The organism is Pararhodonellum marinum (assembly GCF_015354735.1).
In the GTDB taxonomy this organism is placed as follows: domain Bacteria; phylum Bacteroidota; class Bacteroidia; order Cytophagales; family Cyclobacteriaceae; genus Pararhodonellum; species Pararhodonellum marinum.
In genome coordinates this window covers 155276-180221 of record NZ_JACEFJ010000009.1, presented here as the reverse complement: position 1 = coordinate 180221, position 24946 = coordinate 155276, and the positions used below count along the sequence as shown (strand labels likewise).

The following is a 24946-nucleotide window of genomic DNA, read 5'->3' as shown; positions in this document are numbered from 1 at the left end:
CTACATGTAAAATCTATCTTCTCCCCATCCCTGGCATCATCGATCCCAAGGCTTTCTGGGCACCGCCCATTTTGTTCATCTGCTTCATCAGTTTACGCATGTCATTGAACTGTTTCATCAGGTTATTGACCTCAGTGATGGTTCTTCCTGATCCGCTGGCCAGTCTTTTTCTTCGGCTACCGTCGATGATGTCCGGATTCTCCCGCTCTTTGGGGGTCATGCTGCGTATGATGGCTTCGATGGGCTTGAAGGACTCATCGTCAATATCCAAATCTTTGATGGCTTTTCCCATTCCGGGAATCATCCCCATCAGGTCTTTGAGGTTTCCCATCTTTTTGATCTGCTCCAATTGGGAAATAAAATCATCAAAATTAAACTGATTTTTTCTGATTTTGGCATTGATCCGCTTGGCCTCATCCTCATCGAAGGTCTGCTGAGCCCGTTCTACCAGGGAAATGACATCTCCCATGCCCAAGATTCTTTGGGCCATCCGGTCAGGGTGGAAAACATCGATGTTTTCCATTTTCTCACCTGTAGAGATGAATTTGATGGGCTTGTTGACCACGTGTCTGATGGAAATCGCTGCACCGCCCCGGGTATCACCATCGAGTTTGGTGAGCACCACGCCGTCAAAATTCAGCCGCTCATCAAAGGTCCTTGCGGTATTTACCGCATCTTGACCCGTCATGGAATCGACTACAAATAAGGTTTCTGATGGATTGAGGGCAGCTTTCAAGGCTTCAATTTCCTTCATCATCACCTCGTCTACCGCCAAACGACCAGCCGTATCCACGATGACGGTTTTCTTGCCGGTCTTTTTGGCATAGGCTATGGCATTGTTGGCTATTTCGATGGCATTTTTATTCTCTGGTTCAGCATAAACCTCTACACCTACCTGTTCGCCCAAAACCTTGAGCTGATCGATCGCCGCCGGGCGGTAAATGTCACAGGCTACCAACAGTACCTGCCTGCCTTGTTTTTTAAGAAAACTGGCGAATTTTCCTGAAAAAGTGGTTTTTCCAGAACCCTGAAGTCCTGATATCAACACCACAGAAGGATCTCCTTTCAGGCTGATGTCAACTTTGGAACCGCCCATCAGTTTGGTCAGTTCCTCCTGGGTGATTTTTACCAACAACTGACCCGGGGAAACAGAGATCAGAACATCTCTACCCAAAGCTTCTTCTTTGATCTTATCTGTGACTTCTTTGGCCACTTTATAATTCACATCAGCATCGATCAGCGCCCTTCGGATTTCTTTGACCGTGGTGGCCACATTGATTTCAGTGATGGTTCCGGTACCTTTCAGGGTTTTAAATGCCCTGTCTAATTTTATACTGAGATTATCAAACATGTTACGCAGATTCTATTTTATGCAAAAATAGAAATTTTATTCGGTAAAGGAGAAAGACAATAAGGTTATTCATAAAGCAGGAAAAATTAATCTTTTTGGTGGTTAAAAATCCTGAGCATGCCATCAACGATAAGATTTTTTTTAATTTGCACCCGCAACAAGCAATTAAAAACACATAGCCTCCATGCCAGCACTATTCCGCAAAGACATCATTCCCCATTTGATCGGGATCGCCATTTTTTATCTTTTGGTTGTATTTTACTTTTCCCCGATGGTTTTTGATGGAAAAGTGCTCTTCCAAAATGACATCCTACAGTGGGAAGGATCAGCCAAAGAGGTGTTGGATTACCGGGCTGAAACCGGAGAACAGGCACTTTGGACCAATCGGATGTTTGGCGGAATGCCTACTTACCTGATCAGCATGGAATTCCCCGGGGACATCACCAATGTCCTGATCAAAATCCTGACTTTGGGACTTCCACACCCGATCAACAGCCTCTTTTTCGGCATGGTCGGGATGTATATCCTTTTGCTTTCCTTTAAGGTGAGACCGGAAATAGCGGTCTTGGCAGCAGTTGCTTTTGCCTTCAATACTTTTCATATCCTCAGCCTGGAAGCGGGTCACAATGCAAAAATCTGGGCAATATGCCTCATCCCGCTGATTTTTGCCGGAATTCATCTGGCTTTTAGCGGTAAAAAAATATTGGGTTTGGCGCTATTTACCTTGGCTTTGATGCTTCAACTGAAGTTCAATCACCTCCAAATAACCTATTATACGGTTTTGATGGTAGGCATATATGGCCTCACCCAATTGATTCAGTATTATCAAAACAAGCGTCTGGTGACATTTGGAAGGATTTTCGGTGTGCTGTTGATCGGTTTGGTGTTGACCATAGCCGCCAATCTGGGAAGGCTGGCCACCGTCTATGAGTATGGGGCCTATTCCATCCGGGGGGCTTCAAATCTGCCTGAACTATCCCAAAAAGGCTCAGGGCTTGATAAAGACTATGCCTTTGCCTGGTCCAATGGTGTTTTGGAAACCATGACCCTTTTGGTGCCGGATTTTTATGGCGGAGGCAGTAGAGAAAGCCTGCCTAAAAACTCTGCTTCGGAGGCTGCCTTGAGGGCCAACGGTGTCGAAGCTGCGCAAATCAGGGGTTTTGTGGATGGGGCACCCACGTATTGGGGCAATCAGCCTTTTACCGGAGGGCCCATCTATGGGGGTGCTGTGATGGTTTTTCTCTTTGTGCTGGGTGTGCTGTTTGCACCTAAGCCGTACCGGTGGGCCTTCTTGGCCATCACAATTTTATCTTTGATGCTTTCTTGGGGAAAAAACATGGCCTGGTTCAATTACATGCTTTTTGATATCCTCCCGGGTTACAACAAATTCAGGGCTGTTTCCATGGCGCTGTGCATGGCCCTTTTTGCCATTCCGGTTTTGGGTGCCTTGGGCTTGGAAAATTTCTTTACCCGTATCGCCAATTCTGAAGCAAAAAAATCCCTTTTGATTGCTTTTGGAGTTGCAGGTGGACTGGCATTGCTGTTGTTTCTATTCGGTGGGGTATTTGGATTCAGGGGTGCCGCCGATTCCAACTTGCCGGATTGGCTTGTAGATGCCCTTAGAGATGACCGAAAAAGCATGCTGAAAAGCAGCGCCATCCGAAGCTTTATTTTCATCTTACTCGGTGCTTCCTTGCTTTTTGCTGTCCTCAAAAACAAAGTAAGTGCTCAACTGGCCAGCTTGGGCCTGCTGCTTTTGATCGGGATTGACCTTTGGAGTTTTAATAAACGGTACCTGTATGCCGACAAATTCTCCTTCAGTCCGGCTCAGGAATATTTCAGACCTACCCCGGCAGACGAAAAAGTCCTACGAGACCGAAACCACTTCAGGGTCTTTAATCTGGAAAACCCATTCAATGAAGCAAGGACCAGTTACCGCTTTAACAGCATTGGCGGTTACCATGGTGCCAAAATGGGCCGATATCAGGAATTGATAGATGAAGTCATGAGTCAGGAAATCAACGATTTTATCCAAAAAGCCCAGGAAGGGAATTTCGATTTTCAAAGTCTCAGAACCCTGAACATGCTGAACACAAAATATATTTTGGCAGGAAAAACTGAAAATGCAGTTTTGGAAAACCCCATGGCCAATGGACCTGCATGGTTTCCTTTTAAAATCATAGAAGTAGCCTCCAATGAAGAGGAAATCCGCAAATTGCCTGAAATCAATAGCCAAATGGAAGCCACCGTCAATACCCTTGAATTTGGGGATGTCAATCCAGGAGAGGGAGACATTGTTTTATCAGAATATCTTCCGGACCGGTTAAATTATACCGTAAATGCCAGCAAAGCCGGTTTGGCAGTTTTCTCGGAAATATACTACCCCAAAGGTTGGAAAGCTTTTGTGAATGGAAATGAAACTGAAATTATAAGGGTCAATTATTTGTTAAGAGGTGTAAATCTACCAGAAGGTAATTCGGTGGTTGAATTCAGGTTTGAACCCAGTAGCTATTACAACACCAAAAACATCATGGTCTTTTCACAATACCTGATTTTGGGCCTTTTGATTTTCGGCACTTGGTACAGCATCAAAAAACAAGCTCATGGAGGAGAAAGAAAAGATCGTTAGTTATTATGACCAGTTTTCAGACAAACAGGAGAAAACCATGGTCAACTCCCGCCATCTCCATATTTTGGATAAACTGGTTCAGGCTGGACTTAATTCCCATCATCGTGTTTTGGAAGTGGGCTGTGGTATTGGAACAGTAAGCCAACTGATTGCCAAAAAAGTCAAAAACGGGCAAGTGCTGGCTTTGGACATCAGCCCAAGAAGCATAGAAAAAGCCAAAGCCCTGTGGAATTCCCAAGGCAACCTACAGTTTGAGGTCAGCGACATGCAGGATTTCAGCAAAGAAGGTGTCAAATATGATTTCTTTGTTTTTCCGGATGTACTGGAACACATTCCCGTGGACCAACATTTCCGCTTGTTTGAAACCGTAAAGCGACATGCCCATCAGGATTCCGTCATTTTTATCCATATTCCTGCACCAAGGTTTTTGGCCTATATGATCGAAAATGAGCCTGAGAAACTTCAGGTAATCGATCAGGCTTTAGATTCTGGCGAGCTGACCAAGACCATCACGGCAAATGGTTTTTACCTCGAAAAAATGGAAACCTATCCTGTTTTTTTCGAAGAAAAAGATTACCAATATTTCGTTTTCAAGTCTCAAAATCGATTGGAAAAAACTACTCCCAGAAACAAGTGGGTGGTTTTTAAAGAAAGGCTTACTATCCGGTTTAAACATGGCCTTGTTTCCTGAAATCTTCTGACATGAAGGACAAACCTTCACTGATCCTCTATATTTATCCGGTGCGGACGGCATTCACAGACCGGGACATCGAGATGCTTCGGCTCAAACATGAAGTCCAGCCCCTCCCTTTTACCCAGTCACCTGTGCAGCTGCCCTGGTATTTCGTCAAGCAGTTTTTTCAATTGTTGTACTATCTGCCGAAAACGAGCCATTTTCTAAGCTTTTTCGGAGGTTACCACACGGTGTGGCCTACCATGCTGGGAAAATTATTCGGAAAAAAAGTCTATATCCAATCCGGTGGCACCGATGCCATGAATCTTCCTGCCATAAATTACGGAAATTACAGGAAGTTCACCTTGAGCTGGGCTACCCAATTCAGTTTCCGAAATTGCGACCTGATTCTTCCCGTGGCAGCCTCTCTGGTCCAATCTGAATATCTTTATGCAGAAGGAATTCCCCAAAAACAGGGTCTTCTAAATCTAATCCCTAACCTCAATACGCCCATACAGGTCATTCCTAATGGGTTTGATACTACTTTTTGGAGAGATTTGGATTTACCCAGACAGCAATTTTCATTCATCAGTATTGCAACAGGCATTTCTAAAAGTAGCCGAGCCAGGGTGAAAGGCATTGATCTGATTGAATATCTCGCTGGAAAATTTCCTGAGTACCATTTTACCTTGGTTGGTGATAATCAATACCAAAGCCCAAATCCAAATGTGAAAGTCATTGGAAAAATGGAGCCTGAGCCTTTGATGGAAATGCTGAATACACACCAATTTTATCTTCAGTTGTCCATGTCAGAAGGCTTTCCAAATGCTCTTGCGGAAGCCATGCTTTGCGGCTGCATTCCCATTGGTTCTGCCGTTGGGGCCATCCCTGAAATCATCGGTGACCACGGACTGATTCTGGAAAAAAAAGATCCGGTATTATTGGAAAAACTGATCCTTGGTCTTCCTAAGAAAAATTTGCAACAGCTCAGGAAATCTGCCTCAGAAAGTGTTCGATTTCGCTTCCCTTATGAGAAAAGGCAAAAAGCATTGCTGGAATTATTTGATTGACGTGAAATCAGGGAAGTGGTTGATTTGCCTAAATTAGAGCCTTACTTTGGGATTTATTGCAGCATTCCAATTATCTTTCGCCACTAAAGCAATATTTTTATCCCCCATGGGCAAAATCGCCAGCCAAAGTGTATGGACTACCGTTTCCTCCTATGTCGGAGTTTTGATAGGGTATTTCAACTTGCTTTGGCTGATGCCTTACGCACTGGAGCCCAATCAGATCGGGACCTTCCGGACCATTCAGGACATGGCCCTTTTGCTGGTCCCTTTTGCCCAATTGGGAGTGGGGCATGGCATTACCCGTTTCTATCCCCGGATTCAATCCCACATCAATGCTTTCTTCACTTATAGTCTTCTGATCACCTTGGTAGGTTTTTTATTGGTAGCCGGTCTATTTCTTGTGTTCAAGCAACAAATTGTAGATGCCTACGCGGTCAACTCACCAGAAGTGGTGGATTTTTTGGGTGTGGTGTTGTTCATCACTTTTTTTGCTGTACTCAATACGATTCTCGACTCCATCTGCCGCTCTTTCTTAAAAGTGGCCATACCTGCCTTAATTAGGGAGGTTTTGCTTCGTCTGATGCTGGCTTTGCTGGTCAGCGCCTATCTTTTTGATTGGATAGGTTTTGACCAGTTGATGTGGGGCTTGGCCATTGCCTACCTTGTTGCATTGCTGGGTCTAGCCATCTATATGAATCAAACGAGGATCTTTAGCCTGGATTTCACCGGCTTCACTTTTCCCCAAGGGTTTCGGACAGAATTTATCAGATTCAGCCTGATTACATTCTTGGGAACAGCGGGGGCTATTCTGATCATGAAAATTGACAGCTTGATGGTTTCTTCCATGATCGGTCTCGATGCCAATGCCATTTATACCATTGGCTTTTCCATTGCTGTAGTAATAGAGATCCCTCGTAGAGCCATCTCTCAGGTGGTGATGCCCGTGATTGCCGAGCACTTTGCCAAACAAGAAATGGCTCCGATACAAAGCCTTTACCAAAAAGTAGCCACCTACCAACTTTTGATCTGTCTCCTACTCTTCTTAGGCATCTGGGCCAACGTGGACAATGTCTACCACTTTGTGCCCAAAAGGGAAATCTATGAGGCTGGAAAATGGATTGTCCTGCTTATTGGTTTGGGCAAGCTCTCAGACATGGTCTTTTCGGTCAATGGGGAAATCATCGTTTTCTCCAGGTTCTATCTGTTCAACATCACTGCCACCCTGATCATGTGCGTGGCTGTGGTCTGTTTCAATTTGATTTTTATTCCGATAATGGGATTGGAAGGGGCAGCATTGGCCTCTTTGATGGCCATGTTTTTATACAATTTGATCAAATACATCTATGTCAAAATCCGCCTGGGTTTTGATCCATTCAGTTGGGACATTGCCAAACTGGTGGTCTTGGGATTATTGATTTGGGCTTTACAGCATTTCTTTTTGCCACGGTTGGAACCTGTGATTCTTGATATCGTAATCCGATCACTGTCCATTACCCTGCTTTATGGTTTAGGCATCTATTTTTTACGCATCACTCCCCTCCTTCAAGGGCAGCTATGGGAAATGATCTTGAAAAACATAGGGAAAAAAAGTTAAATAAACCCTATTCGTAATAAATGAAAGTGTATGTACACAATGATGCTAGTAAAATGGTAATTCAATAAAATACTCGCCTGGAAACTGAAATGTCCGCCACATCCCTTCCTTCCGAAAGGAAGGGGACTTCCGACTTCCGACCCGTTTGAAAGAAGGGGATAACCATATAGATGAATTTGGAAAACCGAGTACGCCCAATTCATGATTTTAGCTAAATTTGTGAACTCCACTTCATAAATTTAGCTAAAATTGTGAAGTTGAACTCAGGTTACACAAAACTTTAGAGTAATTACCTCCTACCCCTTCAAAGTCACCAAGGTCACCCCAGCTCCTCCCCGATCGGCATGTTCATCAGAAAATTGTTGCACACTGTTCATGTTTCTCAGCAGATTTCTGGTAATGTCTCGGAGGATGCCGTCACCTTTTCCATGGAGAATTCTTAAGTCTTTGATTCCTAGCATATAGCCTTCGTCTACAAAATTCTGAATCAACGAAAATACCTCTTCGCCACGCTTGCCTCTCAGATCCAAGTTGGTTGAAAATTCCATCATCTTGCTACTGGTATCATAACCGGTCCTCTTTGCAGCAGCTTTGGCTTCTTTTTTTAAGGTGGACTTGGAGATTTTTTCCAAGCGGTTGAGCTTGACATTGGATTTCAACTCTCCGATGCTGATTTCTACCTCCTTGTTCCTAATGCCAATCACCTCCGCCACTGCTCCGTTGTCCTTCACTCTCACCTGATCTCCTATTTGTATCTCTCCGCCCAATACCTTGATTTCAGGGGAGCTATGGACTACCTTTTCGGGTTTCACGGCCACCTTTAACTCTTCCAGCTCTTTTCTGGCTTTTTTGGTGACTTCCTTGTCTGCCTGACTTTCTTTGATGGTCTGTATGGTGGCTTCAATTCTCTTATTGGTTTGATCCAGCAGCGCTTTGGCCTCCACCTTTGCTTGCCTAAGCAATTCCTTCTTTTGGGTGTCTAAGGTATCTTTCAGTTGATTGTATTCCTGGAGTCGCTGTTGCAGTAGCCTGTCTTTTTTTTGTGTCTCAGCCAAAAGTTGCTCGTACTGGTTTTTTTCGTTTTCCAGCTTGTTGAGCAGCTTGTCATACCGTACCCGTTCTTCTCCGATATTGGCTTTTGCATAAGCCAAAATTTCTTTGGAAAGCCCGATTTTACCGGCAATTTCCAACGCAAAGGAACTGCCCGGTTTTCCTATTTCCAGTTGGTACAAGGGTTCTAGACGATCGACGTCATACCTCATCGCTCCATTGACCAGACCTTGGCTTTTGGCTGCAATTTGTTTCAGGTTGCCATAATGGGTGGTGATGATGCCATAAGTCCCGGATTTATTCAGAGCCAGCAGGATGGATTCCGCGATGGCTCCCCCAAACTGTGGTTCGGTACCCGTCCCAAATTCATCGATAAAAAGAATGGTATTCTTATCGGCAAACTCGGCAAAATGCTTCATGCTCATCAGGTGTGAGCTGTAAGTACTCAGGTCATTTTCTATGTTTTGTTCATCGCCAATGTCGATGAAAAACTGCTTGAACACCGTGCATTTGGAATGGGCATCAACAGGGATCAAAAGTCCGCATTGCAGCATGTATTGGATCAGGGCTACCGTCTTTAGGGTCACGGATTTGCCGCCTGCATTTGGTCCTGAAATCACCAAAAGCCGCCTGTTGTGGTCTAGATTAAGCTCCAGAGGAACGATTTTCTTTTGTTGCTGTTTGAGCACCGTCTCCAACAAAGGATGGCGGGCATTGTGCCATTCCATGGTTTTTATTTTTTCAATAGTTGGACGTGAAGCATTGATCTTTAGGGCAAACCTGGCTTTGGCCCGGATAAAATCCACCATGCCCAGAAACTGAAAAGCTTTGCGCAGTTCAGGAATAGAAGGGCGCATGCTATCAGTCAGCTCCGTGAGAATTCTCTGGACTTCCCTTCTTTCCATGTATTCCAAATCCCTCAGGTCATTGTTGATGTCCAAGACCTCAGCAGGTTCCAAAAACACAGTTTGACCTGTAGCCGATTCATCATGGATAAAACCCTTGATACGGCGTTTGTTTTCAGCCAGGACAGGCATGACCATCCGACCGCCTCTGATCGTGATAGAAGCATCATCGGGGGTCAAACCTTTGGCTTTGGCCTCCCTGAAAATTCTGTCCATGACTTTTCTCAGACGGGTCTCTTCGTAAAGAATCTGGGATCGAATCATGGCCAATTCCTTACTGGCATTGTTCTTTATTTTGCCTTTTTCATCCAAAACCCGCTCAATGCTTTTCAGCAGACTATGGTCAAGCTGTACCATTCCAATCAATTGAAACAGCTGTATGTAACTTTCTTGGTGTTTCTCAAAGAATTCAAGACAACCTTTAAGGGTCAGCAGTCCCAATCTGACTTCGTGAAATTCATCTTCATATAAAAATGTACCCGGAATCTTCCCTTTCTCCAGGTAGGGATAGATATTGATGAAGTTGGAGGAGGGAAAATATTCACCGGAAAGCAGAATCTGCCTGAATTCTTCAGTTTGATCCAGCAATTTGTTCAGCAGCTGAATGTCTCTTGAAAAATGAATCTTTTCAACAAAATCAATCCCTAAGGAACTGCTGCATTCGGATTTGATCAATTCCTTGATTTTATCAAAATTAATCTTGGATTCAAGATTATGGGGATAGAGCATGGTTTAGTTGTCTCCTATTTTTTCTCTAATGCTCAGGGAATCAATGGTACGACTGTAAATCCGTTCCATCTTTCGAGGACTGAGCATGTAATGTTCCAGACTTTTGGTGAAAACACTGTCATTGACTTGATGTTTTTTAAAAACCTCATATTCAAACATGGGATAGAGTTTTTTGGAAGAATCGTAGGAAATGGGGAAAGAACTCACCAAACCCTCCGACATGTGGATGTCAATAAGCACCTCCACCATTTTATCTTCAGAAATCAGCCACTTTGGGTCTCTGTCAGTGGTACAGGCTGCCAAAAGATACAGCCCTAGAAATAAGACAATTAAGTTTTTCACGTTTCAAAATTAGCTATTTTGGATGAAATTTAGGCAACTTGTTGTCCATTACCCGTTTTATTATTCAAACGAGTCCCTTAAATTAGCCGTTCGGAAAAAACCAAAATGAATCAGCTCCTCAAAAAACTAAGAAAATACGAAATCATGATCCGAAAGGTGGCCAATAACCACCTTCAGGGGGATTATCAATCCATTTTCAAGGGAGCTGGCCTGGAGTTTGACGACCTGAGACCCTATCAATACGGGGATGATGTAAGGACCATAGAGTGGAAAGTTTCTGCCAAAGGTCATGGGACCTTTGTAAAGACTTTCAAGGAGGACAAAGACCAATCGGTTTATTTCCTACTGGATATCAGTGGTTCTCAGGATATCGGAGAGGAAGGTCGAAAAAAAATAGACAAAGGAAAAGAGGTGGCTGGTGTTTTGACCTTAGCTGCCATTCATGAAGGCAGCAAAGTGGCCTTGATCTCTTATTCAGATGAAAAAGAAAAAGTCATCTTACCCGGAAAAGGACCGAGACAAGGTGTCAGAATCATTCAGGGTATTTTCAGCCACAAGAACAAATCCATCAAAACCAATTTGAATGAAATGTTTACCTTCGCCTTGAATTTGATCAAGAAAAGGAGCATCATTATCGTCATTTCGGATTTCATAGACGAGGATTACCAGCGGCCTTTTAAGGCTTTGGCAGAAAAACATGATTTGGTAGCCATTCAATTGACTGACCCCAGAGAGTCGGTTTTGCCTTCCTTGGGAATTATCCCTGTTTATGATAAGGAAGCCAATACCACCACATGGGTGAATACTGCTTTTGGAGCATTTTCCAAGAAAATATCTGAAACATTTACTTCAGAAAGATTGTCTCTAAAAGAACTTTGCAAAAAAAACCAGATCAATTACCTTCCCATGGATACATCTGAGGACATTGTTCTACCTTTGATTGAATTATTCAAGTACCGAAACAAATCCATGAAGCGTGGGTAAATTCAATTTAATCCTACTCAATGTATTCTTAGTATTCAGCCATTTGTCTTTTTCTCAAGAGATCAAGGTGGAAGGATATTTTGTAGAGGATTCTGCCCGGTTGGGAGAGCGGGTCAGTTATATTCTCAAAGCCACCTACCCCACCCAATTGGATGTCCTCTTCCCGGATTCTACCTATCAATATGGGGACTTTGCTTACCTTGGCAAACAAACCTTCACCACTTATACCCAAGACAGCCTTACTCTGGATAGTGCCGTGTATTTTCTTTCGAATTTTTCTTTGGATCCGATAAAATCCTATGCTTTACCGGTTTTTGAGATTCTCAGGTATGATAGTATCCGACATATGGCACCTGAAGACCAATTAGAACTTGTTTTGACGATAGCCGAGATTCCTGAACAGTTGCAGTTCAAGGAAAACAATGTTTACCAGCCTTTGAAGAAAGCATTTAATTACCCCTATTTAATGATCGGCTTGGCCGTCCTAGCGGTCCTTACTTTTGTAATTATTTACTTTTTGGGCAATAAACTTAAATCTCTCTGGCTGGCTTATTTGGAAAAAAATCGACACAACCGGTTCCTCAAAAATTGGCAGCAAGCGGTTATTGAATTTGAAGCAGACCCCAATCTTAATAAAGCGGACGAGTTGTTGGGGATTTGGAAATCCAGAATGGAACACCTCACCGGAGAACCTTATCCCGAATGGACCACCACAGAGATAGCGGAACACCTAGAAAAACCTACAATCCTGGATGACCTTCGTGAAATAGAACTGATCATCTATGCCAACCGACCTTCGCTCAAATTGCACCAGGCCTGTGAAAGGCTCAGCGGGGTTTGTGAGGAAATGTACCATCAAAAAATAAAATCTATCCATGAATACGCTTGATATCTCACAGTTGTTCTCATGGTATTGGTTTCTTCCGGATACTTTCCGCTCTTTTGAGTGGGAGAATTTCGGTATGCTGCATTTGATTTGGATAGTTCCCCTTCTGATGCTCTTGAGAAAATTTATCAAGGTACTCAAAAACCCTGTTTTGGAACTTTCCCTCCCAGGTTCTGTGGACAAAAAAAACCCTTGGACTTACCTGAGACTCATCCCAACATTTTTTTACCTACTCTGCTTGTGGATGGTAGTAATCGCATTGGCCAGGCCACAGCGGACCAATGAGCGGGTGGAACAATATACCGAAGGCATCGACATCATGCTGGTGATGGATATTTCTGAATCCATGGATCTTCAGGATTTTAAACCCAACCGACTCGAGGCAGCCAAAGAAACAGCTATAGATTTTATTAATGGAAGAATGGGTGACCGGATTGGGATGGTGATATTTTCCGGTGAAGCCTTTTCACTTGCACCGCTTACAACCGATTATGAATTGCTCTCTGACCTGATCAAAGACATCTCCTTTAATATGATGGATGCCAAAGGTACAGCGATAGGTAGTGCTTTGGCCACGGCCACCAACCGAATGAGGGAATCGGAATCCAAATCCAAAGTGATGGTCCTTCTCAGTGACGGAGACAACAACGCCGGAAATGTTGAACCAATTTTTGCGGCCCAACTTGCCGATGCATTGGACATAAAAATCTATACCATAGCGGTAGGGAAAGACGGTTTGGTTCCCTATGGAGAGGATTTCTTCGGCAGACCTCAAATGATAGAGAGTTACCTAGACGAAACTACCCTCAGGGAGATCGCAAGAATTGGTAAAGGGGAATTTTTCCGGGCCAATGACGACAACGCCCTCGAAAATATTTTTGAGCGAATTGATGAGTTGGAGAAAGCTGAAATCATCGAGTCCCGGTATCGGGAAACCAATGACTACTACAGGGCTTATCTCTTTTGGGGGATCATTTTCTTTTTCATTTGGCTGGCATTGAAAAATAGTTTTTTCAACAACTTTCTACTCGATTAAAAAGTCAACAATAATCCCAAACCGTTTTCAGTTATCCTGATACTTTCCAGAATTTTCGGTAACTCGACAGCATGATTTCTATGAAAAAGATACAAAATCACATCGAAGCTCATTAGAAAGGCTCCTTGCAAGACCACAGATTTACCAAAACCAATAAATTGGGGCTTATCCAGTCTCTTCCCCCTTTCCTGTAACCAAAAACCTCCCGCCATGTAGGCTACATCCAAGGCAGCATTGACCAACAGAATTTTTTCAATGCTTTGCTGGGCCTGAATGGTTTCCCAAAAATCCTGAGAGGGAATCTCTCTGGTGGCCCCATAATACCCAAATCCTGCAATCAAAAGATTCACAGAATTCCAATATAAATTCATTTGATGAAAAGCTTTGACCTCTCCATAAGTTTTGCCTGCCAGGGCCCCTCCTAAAATCATGTTCCCGACTGCCCAAGACCCTAGGATAAGCATTCCCTTACGGTTGTAGTCGAGCCTTTTTTGGTTAAAGGGAATCCACTCCTCGCCGTTTTGGGCCTGAACAGCTTGTGGCAAGGTCATCAGAAGTGCAAATCCAAAGATAAAGAGTAATTGATGCAGTATTTTCATAATAGAGGTTGGTTTTGTACCGCAAAGTAAATCATTCGGGTTCCGAAGAATACCAACACGGCAGCCACCAATCTGTTCAAATTTAACATCAGTTTAGGGGTGACGAATTGACTGAGCCTTTTGGCAATATAAGCTTTCAGCACATCGATCAGAAAAACGGTACCCAATATCCCCAGGTAATAAAACCAAACATCTTTTGCGCTATAGTCGACCTTCATGTTGACCAAACCTGCCACAGAAATCCAAAAGAGCAAAACAAATGGATTGATCCCATTCAGGGTAAAACCCTTGAGGAACCCTGTCCTTTTTTTGGATTTATCCTTCCCAAATCCTCCTGTATTCGGTCTACTAATGCCTTTTTTGACGAATGTGGCGATGCCAAACCCTATCAAAATCATGCCTCCTGCATAACCCAAAAAACCTTCAATCATGGGGTTTTTGGAAAATGAGGAAACCCCGTAATGAGAGATCAAAACATACATGCTATCACTGAGGAGGATACCAAGGGCCATAAAAACGGCATGTTTGAACCCATAGCTCATGCTATGCTGAATCAAGGCAAAAAACACAGGGCCGATGATCATGGACAGCACCAACCCCATCAAAATCCCTTCTGCCAAAGCTCCGGTCATAAGGAAGGTTGATTTTTCAGAAAATCGATCCAATTTTCCATTTTTTCGCCTTTCAATACCCGAGGAAATTTATTCTGCCCCCCTTCTTTTCCCTGAAGCCGAAGCCATTCATAAAAGTAATTCGGATTTAAAATGGTGACTTTGACTTCTTTCAACGCATGCTGTCTTTCGACCGCATAATCATCATTGATGATTTTGAGTTTCTCATCCAGCTTCTTACAAAAAAGGTCAGGGTCAACTTGATCGTCGGTTCCTATATACCAATGGTGGCCAAAAAGTGTCCCATGGGGGAAACCAACCACGGTATATTCGGATAGAGAAAGCTTAAGTTCTTCCCCTACCAGTTCAACTGCCTTGTTCATGTTGTCTACAGAAAGGTGTTCTCCGCAAAGGCTCAAAAAATGCTTGGTCCGTCCAGTAATGATGATTTCACACTCTGCTTTGGAAACAAAACGGATCACATCCCCAATCAGGTATCGCCAGGCACCTGCACAAGTGCTGATCAGAAGTGCGTAATCCACCCCTTCTTCTACTTGTTCAATATTTAGGGTTTGAGCACCTGCTTTAAGGTCTCCCTGTTCATCAAAATTGGCCTCATGAAATGGCACAAATTCATGGAAAATCCCATTATTGAGCACAAGTCTCATGGATCTCCTGTTTGGCAATGCCTGGAATGCCAAAAAGCCTTCGCTAGCCAAATAGGTTTCCATATAAACCAGGGGCTTGGCCAATAGCTTTTCAAAACCGCGCTTGTAGGGCTCAAAAGAAACTCCTCCGTGAACAAATATCATCAGATTGGGCCAGATGTCATGGATGGTTTCTAGCTGGTAGCGCTCTATGATTTTTTCCATGAGGATCTGAAGCCATGCCGGAACCCCCACAATGATCCCAATATCCCATTTTGGTGCATGCTCCACGATTTCCTCCAGCTTATCACGCCAGTTTTTGTTTTTGGATATTTTCTTGCCTGGTTTATAAAAACGCTGAAACCAAATAGGAAGATTACCGGTAGTGATCCCGCTTAGATCACCGGAAAAATAGGTGCCATTGAATTCAAGATCTGTGCTTCCCCCCAACATCAAAATACCCTTGCTAAAAAGACTTGGAGGCAATTCATATTTAGAAAGAGTAAGAATCTGTCTTACCCCGGTTTTACGGATGGCTTTCACCATCTCTTTGGAAATGGGGATATATTTGGATGAACTGCCTGATGTTCCTGAACTTAAAGCAAAATACCTGATTTTACCCGGCCAAGTCACATCACTTTCCCCTTGTTTGAGCAAGTGCCACCATTCTTCATATATTTTATTATAATCATAGATGGGAACCTGACTTTTGAAGGCCTCATAAAAAGCGTTCCCAGGAGATTTGAATGCGGACAGAATTCCTTTAAAATGGTATTTATCAGCTATTTTGGTGTTTCTTGCGGCAATCAATAGTTTTTGAAGTTCCATTTTTTGAAGCCCCAAAGGCGAAGTATATTCCTGTTCAAGGGACTCTCTTAAACGAATTCCTTTTTTCAATAATGTACCCAGAATGGCCATATCAATGATTTAGATTAAAATCTCACTCCCTGTCAAAAATACTTTGGCTGTTGACTATACAGCCGTATCTTTGGATTTGTAAATTAAAGATAATGCCAATTAAAGAAAACCTTGCCCAAATAAAAAAGAGTTTTATAAATCCCTCCTGTTTGCTGGTAGCTGTTACCAAAACCAAACCAACCACTGATATACAGGAGGCCTATGATGCGGGAATAAGGGATTTTGGTGAAAATAAAGTTCAGGAATTGGTAGACAAACAAGCTCATTTGCCTGAAGATATTCGTTGGCACATGATCGGCCACCTTCAGCGCAATAAAGTCAAATTTTTGGCCCCTTTTGTCTATCTCATACATGGAGTGGATTCCTACCGCCTGCTGAAAGAAATCAACAAGCAGGGAGAGAAAATTGACCGGGTCATTTCATGCCTGCTCCAGGTTCATATCGCCAAAGAGGAAAGTAAGTTTGGATTTGATGAACAGGAACTAAAGGAAATGCTTGATGATGAATTTTTGGTTCAATTGAATCACATCAAAGTAAAAGGATTGATGGGTATGGCCACCTTCACAGAGAACAAAGACTTGGTAAGGGCTGAATTTAAAGGACTTAAAACCCTTATGGATAAGCTCAATCAAATGGTGCTGCCCGAGACATTTGAATTAAAAGAAATTTCAATGGGAATGAGCGGAGATTACCTGATCGCCCAAGAAGAAGGAAGTACCATGGTACGAATAGGCAGCGCAATTTTTGGATCCCGAAATTAACGAAAGATGAAAGCCATCAGTAGCATACAAATAGCATGTATTTTGGGTTTACTTTCTGTTGGGATCGGAGCCTTTGGCGCCCATGGTTTGTCCGAAATCCTCGAATCATTGGGTAGGACAGAAACTTTTGAAACAGCCATTAAATATCAGTTTTACCACAGCCTAGCCATCTTGGCTGTTGGGATCATCCAACTCAAATTCCCCAATAACCGCATCTTGGGATGGGCCAACTCGATATTTTTGGCAGGTATTTTGATCTTTTCAGGTTCTTTGTTAGTGCTGTCTCTTTCAGGTGCCAATTGGCTTGGAGCCATTACCCCATTTGGAGGCATAGCTTTGATGACCGGTTGGTTACTGGTCTTCTTGGGAATCAATAAAGAAAAGAAACATTTTAACCCTTGATTTGCGTGAACTTAACCCCCAACAGACTCCTTTTAGTTTGCTTCCTAACTTTCTTTTTTTCACTGTTTTCACTGCCTTCACGCGGACAAGATCCTAGAGCCCGCTATTTTGGTTTGGACGAAAGGTTGGGAAAAGGATCTTTTTTTGATAAACATACCACTGGTTTCATGCTATATGACCTGGAGGAGCAAACGTTACAGTACGAAAAAAACAGCCACCTTTACTTTATCCCCGCCTCCACGGTAAAACTTTTGACATTCTATGGGGCGCTTATCGTCTTGGGAGACAGCTCTAATCTGATCAGGTATACCACCAAGGAGAATGAGATTACCTTTTGGGGCACAGGTGACCCCAGTTGGAAATATCCCAAACTCCCTCAACCGGCCTTGGATTCCTTTTTGAAAAAATTTGAATCCATCTATTTTTCTCAATCCAATTGGAAATCAGATGCCTTTGGCTTTGGATGGCAATGGGACGATTTTTTCTATTCCTTTTCCGCAGAACGGTCCTCCATGCCCATTTTTGGAAATTTGGTGACGGCAGAAAAAAAAGGCAACCAGCCTGTACTTTCACCTGCTTATTTCAGAAATTCATTGCAAGCCATGGATAGGGATGTTCGCAATGTACAGAGGGAATTTCATTCCAACCAATTCTATTACAATCCCAGAAGCTATAACGGAATGAAAATAGAAGTTCCGTTTATTACCTCTCCTGAACTTTTTGTGGATTTAGCGGGACAGGCGCTACAAAAAAAAGTGGTGTTATCTGCAGAGCGATTACCGGAAAAGCACCAAGTCCTTAAGGGGCTACCCACCCAGATTCTATATAGGGAAATGCTGAAGGAAAGTGATAATTTTATCGCTGAGCAACTGTTGCTTATGGTTTCTGATGTTTTGTTTAAAGAACTCAATCCTGAAAGAGCCATCGATTACATCCAGAAAACCCATCTTTTTGACCTACCGGACAAGCCTCTATGGGTGGATGGATCAGGCCTATCCAGGCACAACCTAATGACACCAAGAAGTATGGTCACTTTGGCTGAAAAAATCTATCGCATCGTGCCAGATCAAACTTTGTTTGACCTCCTTCCGGTAGGGGGAGTGGATGGAACGTTGAGGAATTCTTATAAATCCCTCACGCCATACATCCATGCGAAAACAGGCACCCTAAGCAACAACCATGACTTGGTGGGATTTATCAAAACCAAAAGCAACAAAGTGTATGCTTTTGCCTTTATGAACAACAATTACCCCTACAAAGCCAGTGTGGTGAGAACAGAGATGGAGAAGGTATTATTATATATTCGGGATAATTTTTAACTTCAACATCTAACTGAATGCTTATGAATAAAAGAGATTTTGTCAAGTCCTTGGGTTTGACCCTTGCTGTAGCGCCATTTTTGAGCATGCAGAAGAAATTTCAAGGGAAAGAAACTGTCCTTAAATTACTTCCGAATCGATTGAACAAAGGAGACCGAGTTGGTCTCATCAGCCCTTCAGCAGCTACAGCAGAAAGCATGCAGATTCTCTTTGCCAAAGAGGCTTTGGAAGCTTTAGGTTTTGAGGTAGAGACCGGAAAGCACCTATTCAACCGGCGAGGACACCTTGCCGGAACCGACACCGAAAGAGCAGCAGATCTCAACGAGATGTTTGCCAATCCCGAAATCAAAGCAGTCATCTGCATTAGGGGTGGGTCAGGTGCTGCCAGAATTCTTCCCATGATTGATTATGAGTCCATCTCAGCCAATCCCAAGCCCATCCTTGGCTATTCTGATGTCACGGCTTTGCACCTCGCCATCCATGCCAAAACAGGCCTGATCACCTTTCATGGTCCAAACGGAACCGGGAGCTGGAACAGGTTCAATGTAAAGCAAATTGAAAAAGTGTTTTTTGAAAGGGAATTGGTCAGATTTGAGAATGAATTGGTGAAAGGGGATGACTTGGTGATCAAACAGAACAGGATTCAAACCATCCGACCTGGCATTGCAGAGGGTGAAATTATAGGAGGAAACCTTACGGTCCTGACCGCATTGGCAGGTTCGCCTTATCTGCCCTCTTTTGAAGGAAAAATCTTATTTCTGGAGGATATCCGGGAAGATCCCTATAAAATTGACCGAATGATGAGTACTTTAAAGCTGATGGGGGCCTTGGATCAAATCAAAGGATTTATCTTCGGGCAATGCACGGATTGCTCTCCGAGTGGAGGGTATGGATCCTTGACTTTGGAACAAATCCTGGAGGATTACATCCTACCATTGAACATTCCTGCTTATCGCGGTGCCATGATCGGGCACGTGGACAAGCAATTTGTCATACCCGTAGGCGCAAGGGTGTCCATGGATGCTGAAAAGGGGTTTTTTGAGATGAAAGAGGAAATTTTTACCTCCTAATCTGATGATCTGCTTTTCTTCCTTCATAAAAAGAAATCTTAAAGACTTATACAGAGGTTGGTATGGCTGTGGAATCCTCCTGTTATTTTCATGTGTGGCCCAGCAAAACCCAGCCACAACACCAGATGACATGACAGACACCAAAATGACCTACTTGGCTTTGGGCGATTCCTACACCATCGGGGAGGGGGTACTTGAAGCAGAACGCTATCCCAATCAATTGGTAAAACTTTTGGCAGAAGAAGGAATAGACTGGGACCTAAAAAAAATCATAGCCCGAACTGGATGGACCACTGATGAACTACAAAAAGGCATAGATGATGCGGGAATCTCAGATCAAACCTATGATTGGGTGACGCTGCTGATTGGGGTAAACAACCAATACAGGGGCAGAGATGTAACCAATTTTAAAAAAGAGTTCGAGGAATTATTGGAACAAGCCATCACCTTTGCTAAAGGGAGGCACGATAGGGTCATTGTCATTTCGATTCCTGATTGGGGAATCACGCCGTTTGCAACCGGAAGAAATACAGACCAGAAAAAGGTGACCGGTGAAATTGATGCCTTTAATGCTTCAAAAGAGGCTATTTCAACCGAAAAAGGAGTGGTATTTATGGATATAACCACTAGGTACAGAGAAGTCGGCGCCTTGCCTGAATCTCTGGTTGAGGACCAATTACATCCCAGTGCCCTAATTTATGCAGAATGGGCAGCTGATCTTAAAGAAATCATTTCTAAACGAACTAGAATGCCATGAACCGGACAACAAATCTTAACCTTTATTTGGCTTCAATCCTTTTTTGGGGCATAGCTTGCCAAAACAACCAAGTTACCCAAGTGATTCCCGGAGGGGAAAAAGTGCTTTGGGTCAATAGTTACAAAGTGGATTGTCAGGGCGTGGGACCAATGTCCTGCCTCCAAACCCAGGAATCAGATGAAATTGAGTTTGGAGATTGGAAGAATTTTTACAGTAACATCGAGGGTTTTGATTACCAACCAGGCTACTTGTACCGCCTCAAAGTCAATGTGACACAGCGGGAGGCACCAATACCTGCAGATGCCTGTAGTTTGATATACAGTTTGGTAGAAATTATTGAAAAAAAACCTGATTTTTCTCTACGCATCACGGACATTTGGAAATTGATCGAAATCGAGGATGAGTTGGTAGAACATGATCAATATTCTAAAGCATTGGTTTTTGAAATGAATGCACGGGATAGAAATTTCTTTGGCTATGCAGGTTGTAATAATCTGAGGGGACAAATTGTAGACCTTGATGAGCGAAACATAAAATTTTCCAGTCCAGCCTCCACCATGATGGCTTGCCCTGAGATGCTCACGGAATCCAAGGTGGTAGATCTGCTCAAGGAAGTTCGGAAGTATGATGTTGCCGACCTTAGGCTGATTTTGCAAGATGAATCCGGAAAAAAATTACTGACCTTTATGAAAGTGGACTAAAAGAAAAAAACCGGTTTAAACCGGTTTTTTTTTGTAATGTTTCATACCTTACCTTCCTTTGGGCAGCACATTGGAAATCAAAGATACTTTTTCTATGGGTTCTGATGCATTGGAATAAATCCTGACCACTGAATTTTGTTTACCCATTTTTCCTGCTGAATTAAAAGTGACTTTGATTTCAGCAGAACTTCCAGGTGCGATAGGTTCTTTGGGCCATTTAGGAACAGTACAACCGCATGTAGCAGCCACATTGGAGATGACCAAAGGAGCTGAACCTGTATTTTTCAAAACAAAGGTGTGTTCCACTTTATCCCCTTGGGTAATGTCACCAAAATCCACGGATGTTTCATTGAAATCAATGACGGGGCCATTATTGTTGGAGGCGATCTGGGCGTGTACTGTGGCCGCCATTAGCCCGATAAACAGTAGTAGTGTAAATCTTTTCATCTTATCGTTATTTTGTTATAATTCCTTGTTTGATTCCGCATCGTTAACGTAAAACTTTGCATGAAAGTTTACCATAAATAGTTCTCGAGAAGCCCTAGTAACAGCCGTATACAACCAACGGATATATTCCTGATCAAGTTGGTCCTCTTGAAGGTAGCCTTGGTCCACAAAAACTGCGGCCCATTGCCCTCCCTGAGATTTGTGACAGGTCAACGCGTAGGCGAACTTAACCTGCAATGCGTTCAAATATGGATCTTTTTTTAGGGCTTCACTTTTTTCTTTTGAATTGCTTAGGTCCTGATAATCCTCCAAAACCTGTCGATACAGCGACTGATACTGTTCCCCACTTAGGGAAGGTGTATCCGCATAAAGGGTATCCAGAATAATTTTTGCTTCAAAGAACGGTTCTTCCGGGTAGTCAAGCAATCTCAGCTCGACAGTAGCAAATCTAAAGCCATAAATTTCCTCAAAAGAACGAATTTTTATGATTTCTACAAAATCACCGTTAGCCAAAAAACTGACTTTATCAGATTCCGCCATGTAGGTGTAATTGTTTTTGACAATCATCAAAAGATCCCCAACATCGATTTCATCCTCGAAAAAGTGAATGACTCGCCTTATATATTGGTTGTATTGGACTGCTGATTTATTGGATCGGGTAATGATAATGGTCTGATCCACACCGAATTTATCATAGGCATAGCGTAGTCCTTCTTCTAGTTTTTCCCCAGTCATCCGGAAAAAATCCCGAAAGCCTTTGGACACCAAAGAGATATTGGGTTTTTCCAGCATCACTTCCTGTCGAAGTCGTGTGGCATTATATAGAATACCTGAAGCCTGGTCCTGCCGCATGACTTCCATCAACTCAGTGCCGATTACCTCCAATCCATAATGTCTTACTAGGTGAATCTTATCCAATGCAGGGCTTTTTTGACTCCCTACCGGCGGAAGCTGTGCTGTATCCCCTACCAACAAGAGTCGGTTGGACTCCTGTTGAAAAACAAAGCTTATCAGGTCCTTGAGCAATCTCGCCCCCATCCCCTCATCAGCAAGCATAGAAGCCTCATCTACAATAAAAAGAGTGTCCCGATAATAGTTTTTTTGGATTTCAAATCCTGAACTGACTCCGTCAGTTCCCTGTTTGGGACGATAGATGATCTTGTGTATAGTAAAACCCATCCTTCCAGCATATGCACTCATGACTTTGGCCGCCCGACCAGTGGGAGCCAACAACAGGGATTTCAATCCTATGGCTTGTAAGGATCTGACTACCGCTGAAACCACCGAGGTCTTTCCTGTACCCGCATAGCCTCTAAGCACAAATGTGGGCTTTTTTTGCACGGGAATACCAAAAAACCGATCCATCAACTCAAAAAATCTTTCTTGACCTGGGGTTGGAGAAAAGGGGAAATTTCTTCTCAGGAAAACAGAGGGCTTTGTTTGGGCTTGTGTATCTTTAGGCATTAACAGCGAATCTACTTCTAATATGCCGGATTTAGAAAAGGAAATCAAAGAGAAATTCGGAGAACGCCTCCGTTTAAGGGTCAATGGGGTTTTGATAGAAAACAATGCCCTTCTTATGGTCAAGCACAACATGGGAAGAGGAAGGTACTTCTGGAATGTTCCAGGAGGAGGTATGCAGTATGGAAGTGATGCCATAACCAATCTCAAACGGGAATTTATGGAGGAAACCGGACTCCATATCCAAGTGGAAAACTATCTTTTTGCCCATGAATTGCTCAATCCTCCACTTCATGCTTTGGAATTGTTCTTTGAAGTACGCAGGACAGCCGGAGAGCTTACATTGGGTAAAGACCCGGAGTTATCGAATGACCATCAGCTGATGGAGGAGATAAAGTATATGGAGTTGGATGAATTAAAATCCATCCCCAATACCGAAAAACACCAAATGTTTTGGGGAATAAAATCCATTAAAGATGTAAGAATATGGAAAGGATATTTTAATTTTGAAAATAAATGCATAAAATAGCATTCTGTTTAAGAAAAAACCATCAACCTATATCATAGCAACAAATCAACCTAAAAAATGAATCTAACAAAAATCTTATCGATCGTTTTCCTACTCGGAGCCCTCGGATTGGGCTATGCCTTATACAAGAGTGTGGATAATGTCTTGGAAGAGGAAAAGCGGATTGCTAGAATCGAAGCCAGAGTCATAGAAAAACTGATCATGCTCAGGGATGCTCAGATTGCCTATCAGGCTTCCAACAAGGAATATGCACCCACCTGGGATTCCCTCAGACAATTCATTCAAGATGGTAAAATCTGGTTGGTTCAAAGAACTGAAGAAACCAAATTGCTGGAATATGGAAAAGAGGAAACAACAGTTACATTTGATACTCTTGGTTCTGTAGGAGTTATGGATTCACTTTTCAATGAAAGGAAATATCCTGATTTCAATCTTGAAGCTTTGGCGGTGGTTCCTGGTTCTGGAGGACTTCAATTTGAATTTTTTACCGACAAAGTAGAACGAAGCGGCAGACAGGTTTCTGTATTTGAAATCAGGGATCCTGCACCGGTAAATCCCAACCGAAGACAAAACAACAACGAAAAAGCCCTTCGCGTAGGGTCTAGGACAGACACCTCAACTTCGGGTAACTGGGAATAAGTTTGGACACGGGAGTTAAAAATATACCCAAAAAATATTACAGCGATAAGCTTGACTTGGATCACATCTCAAACTTGTCGCTGTTTTTGTATGACCAGGATTTAGTTATCATGGCCAAAAATGCCAACGATACGGTCATAGCTGTGCATGAATACTTCTTTAAAGATTCGACTGATTTCCTGAAATTTCTATCAGAGGACACCCTTTTAAATGCTTCAAATACACAGGGGAAACTTTTTGTTTTCAATGATGCATTCAATCTGGTGCCGGGGGTTTTGTTTGATCCCATGCAGAAATCCACCTATCTCAATTTCAACACAGATCTGGATCCTGACACCCAAGAAGTTTTTTATGATGGGGTGGACAGCAACAATATACAGGTGGTTGGTTCGGTTGATAAAACCTTGTTAAAGCTTTTGGATGAAATTTTACCAGATATGGAGGTTTATCATGGCGCTTTACCAGTATTGGATTTTCTTTTAAGACAAAGGCAGGACATGGTGGATCAGACCATCTGGATCATGGTTCACCAAAGCCATGTATTCTTGGCCAGTTTTAAAAACCACGAATTGGTTTTATTTAACCGGTTTCCAGTCCGAGATAATAAGGAGCTTTTAAAGTATTTGTTTATTGCCATCCAACAATTGGATTTTGATCGCTTGCATTGCAGAATCAATGTAATTGGTCCCTTGGAGCAAATTGGGGCCGATATAGATCATTTGAGGGATTATTTCAAGAACCTGCATTTCCCTAACCCCACGTCTAATCAAAATTACCTCCCGGGAGTCATAGAATTTCAGGAATCTAAACGGTTTGAGGCCTATTGGACGATCTGA

Annotated in this window: 24 protein-coding genes; 16 read left to right on the top strand and 8 right to left on the bottom strand. The window is 42.9% G+C overall.

The features are described 5' to 3' along the window. Positions 1-13 precede the first annotated feature (13 nt). Positions 14-1351, bottom strand: coding sequence for a signal recognition particle protein (ffh, locus tag H1A14_RS16460; protein ID WP_194777374.1), 1338 nt, complete (start codon positions 1349-1351; stop codon positions 14-16). Between the two features lie 184 nt (positions 1352-1535). On the opposite strand from ffh, the gene H1A14_RS16455 reads away from it, so the two are divergent. From H1A14_RS16455 to H1A14_RS16440, 4 genes are all read left to right on the top strand, one after another. Further along, a complete protein-coding gene (locus H1A14_RS16455) occupies positions 1536-3980 on the top strand; it encodes a YfhO family protein (protein ID WP_194777373.1) in 2445 nt (814 codons plus the stop codon). After that, positions 3955-4671 carry a class I SAM-dependent methyltransferase gene (locus H1A14_RS16450; protein WP_194777372.1) on the top strand — a complete coding sequence of 239 codons (717 nt, stop codon included), beginning with the start codon at positions 3955-3957 and terminating at the stop codon, positions 4669-4671. Before H1A14_RS16455 ends, H1A14_RS16450 begins: the two co-directional genes overlap by 26 nt. Before the next feature lie 11 nt (positions 4672-4682). Continuing rightward, positions 4683-5723 carry a glycosyltransferase family 4 protein gene (locus H1A14_RS16445; RefSeq protein WP_228527822.1) on the top strand — a complete coding sequence of 347 codons (1041 nt, stop codon included), beginning with the start codon at positions 4683-4685 and terminating at the stop codon, positions 5721-5723. Positions 5724-5829: 106 nt separating this feature from the next. Further along, positions 5830-7317, top strand: a complete 1488-nt coding sequence (locus tag H1A14_RS16440) for an oligosaccharide flippase family protein (protein WP_194777371.1) — start codon at positions 5830-5832, stop codon at positions 7315-7317. Between the two features lie 296 nt (positions 7318-7613). Here H1A14_RS16440 and H1A14_RS16435 read toward each other — a convergent pair whose 3' ends face one another. After that, positions 7614-10001: an endonuclease MutS2 gene (locus H1A14_RS16435; protein WP_194777370.1), complete on the bottom strand. Its 2388-nt coding sequence runs from the start codon at positions 9999-10001 to the stop codon at positions 7614-7616. Between the two features lie 3 nt (positions 10002-10004). Beyond that, on the bottom strand, positions 10005-10343 hold the full coding sequence (locus H1A14_RS16430) for a DUF4296 domain-containing protein (protein WP_194777369.1): 339 nt from the start codon (positions 10341-10343) through the stop codon (positions 10005-10007). A gap of 105 nt (positions 10344-10448) precedes the next feature. Between H1A14_RS16430 and H1A14_RS16425 the strand changes: the two genes are divergently transcribed. The 3 genes from H1A14_RS16425 to H1A14_RS16415 are packed head-to-tail and all read left to right on the top strand — an operon-like array spanning position 10449 to position 13249. After that, positions 10449-11327, top strand: a complete 879-nt coding sequence (locus H1A14_RS16425; protein WP_194777368.1) for a DUF58 domain-containing protein — start codon at positions 10449-10451, stop codon at positions 11325-11327. After that, positions 11320-12216 (top strand): hypothetical protein, encoded by an 897-nt coding sequence (locus H1A14_RS16420; protein WP_194777367.1) that lies wholly within the window; start codon positions 11320-11322, stop codon positions 12214-12216. The genes H1A14_RS16425 and H1A14_RS16420 overlap by 8 nt, the downstream gene beginning before the upstream one ends. Next, on the top strand, positions 12203-13249 hold the full coding sequence (locus H1A14_RS16415; protein ID WP_194777366.1) for a vWA domain-containing protein: 1047 nt from the start codon (positions 12203-12205) through the stop codon (positions 13247-13249). The genes H1A14_RS16420 and H1A14_RS16415 overlap by 14 nt, the downstream gene beginning before the upstream one ends. Here the strand turns inward: H1A14_RS16415 and H1A14_RS16410 are convergent. Genes H1A14_RS16410 through H1A14_RS16400 form a run of 3 tightly spaced genes read right to left on the bottom strand, consistent with a single transcriptional unit; the run spans position 13246 to position 16024 of the window. After that, a complete protein-coding gene (locus H1A14_RS16410) occupies positions 13246-13848 on the bottom strand; it encodes a DUF6992 family protein (protein ID WP_194777365.1) in 603 nt (200 codons plus the stop codon). The genes H1A14_RS16415 and H1A14_RS16410 overlap by 4 nt on opposite strands. Beyond that, entirely contained in the window at positions 13845-14480 is a 636-nt protein-coding gene (locus tag H1A14_RS16405; RefSeq protein WP_194777364.1) for a LysE family translocator, read from the bottom strand. The genes H1A14_RS16410 and H1A14_RS16405 overlap by 4 nt, the downstream gene beginning before the upstream one ends. Beyond that, positions 14477-16024, bottom strand: a complete 1548-nt coding sequence (locus H1A14_RS16400) for a GH3 family domain-containing protein (protein ID WP_194777363.1) — start codon at positions 16022-16024, stop codon at positions 14477-14479. The genes H1A14_RS16405 and H1A14_RS16400 overlap by 4 nt, the downstream gene beginning before the upstream one ends. A 92-nt stretch (positions 16025-16116) precedes the next feature. On the opposite strand from H1A14_RS16400, the gene H1A14_RS16395 reads away from it, so the two are divergent. The 6 genes from H1A14_RS16395 (at position 16117) to H1A14_RS16370 (ending at position 21034) form a co-directional block, all read left to right on the top strand. Then, positions 16117-16785 (top strand): YggS family pyridoxal phosphate-dependent enzyme, encoded by a 669-nt coding sequence (locus tag H1A14_RS16395; protein ID WP_194777362.1) that lies wholly within the window; start codon positions 16117-16119, stop codon positions 16783-16785. 6 nt (positions 16786-16791) lie between these two features. Then, positions 16792-17187 (top strand): DUF423 domain-containing protein, encoded by a 396-nt coding sequence (locus H1A14_RS16390; protein ID WP_194777361.1) that lies wholly within the window; start codon positions 16792-16794, stop codon positions 17185-17187. Between the two features lie 5 nt (positions 17188-17192). Then, complete coding sequence (locus H1A14_RS16385; RefSeq protein ID WP_194777360.1) at positions 17193-18506, top strand: D-alanyl-D-alanine carboxypeptidase/D-alanyl-D-alanine-endopeptidase; 1314 nt, start codon at positions 17193-17195, stop codon at positions 18504-18506. 23 nt (positions 18507-18529) lie between these two features. Continuing rightward, complete coding sequence (locus tag H1A14_RS16380; protein ID WP_194777359.1) at positions 18530-19576, top strand: S66 peptidase family protein; 1047 nt, start codon at positions 18530-18532, stop codon at positions 19574-19576. 130 nt (positions 19577-19706) lie between these two features. Further along, positions 19707-20333, top strand: coding sequence for an SGNH/GDSL hydrolase family protein (locus H1A14_RS16375; protein ID WP_194777358.1), 627 nt, complete (start codon positions 19707-19709; stop codon positions 20331-20333). After that, on the top strand, positions 20330-21034 hold the full coding sequence (locus H1A14_RS16370) for a DUF4377 domain-containing protein (protein ID WP_194777357.1): 705 nt from the start codon (positions 20330-20332) through the stop codon (positions 21032-21034). The genes H1A14_RS16375 and H1A14_RS16370 overlap by 4 nt, the downstream gene beginning before the upstream one ends. Positions 21035-21082: 48 nt before the next feature. Here H1A14_RS16370 and H1A14_RS16365 read toward each other — a convergent pair whose 3' ends face one another. Further along, complete coding sequence (locus H1A14_RS16365; protein ID WP_194777356.1) at positions 21083-21481, bottom strand: DUF1573 domain-containing protein; 399 nt, start codon at positions 21479-21481, stop codon at positions 21083-21085. Between the two features lie 15 nt (positions 21482-21496). Further along, the gene (locus H1A14_RS16360; protein ID WP_194777355.1) at positions 21497-22945 is read right to left on the bottom strand and encodes an ATP-dependent DNA helicase; all 1449 of its coding nucleotides are present in this window, start codon (positions 22943-22945) and stop codon (positions 21497-21499) included. 22 nt (positions 22946-22967) lie between these two features. On the opposite strand from H1A14_RS16360, the gene H1A14_RS16355 reads away from it, so the two are divergent. The 3 genes from H1A14_RS16355 (at position 22968) to H1A14_RS16345 (ending at position 24946) form a co-directional block, all read left to right on the top strand. After that, a complete protein-coding gene (locus H1A14_RS16355; protein ID WP_194777354.1) occupies positions 22968-23471 on the top strand; it encodes an NUDIX domain-containing protein in 504 nt (167 codons plus the stop codon). Positions 23472-23528: 57 nt separating this feature from the next. Beyond that, positions 23529-24110 carry a hypothetical protein gene (locus tag H1A14_RS16350; RefSeq protein WP_194777353.1) on the top strand — a complete coding sequence of 194 codons (582 nt, stop codon included), beginning with the start codon at positions 23529-23531 and terminating at the stop codon, positions 24108-24110. A gap of 74 nt (positions 24111-24184) precedes the next feature. After that, the gene (locus H1A14_RS16345) at positions 24185-24946 is read left to right on the top strand and encodes a DUF3822 family protein (RefSeq protein ID WP_194777352.1); all 762 of its coding nucleotides are present in this window, start codon (positions 24185-24187) and stop codon (positions 24944-24946) included.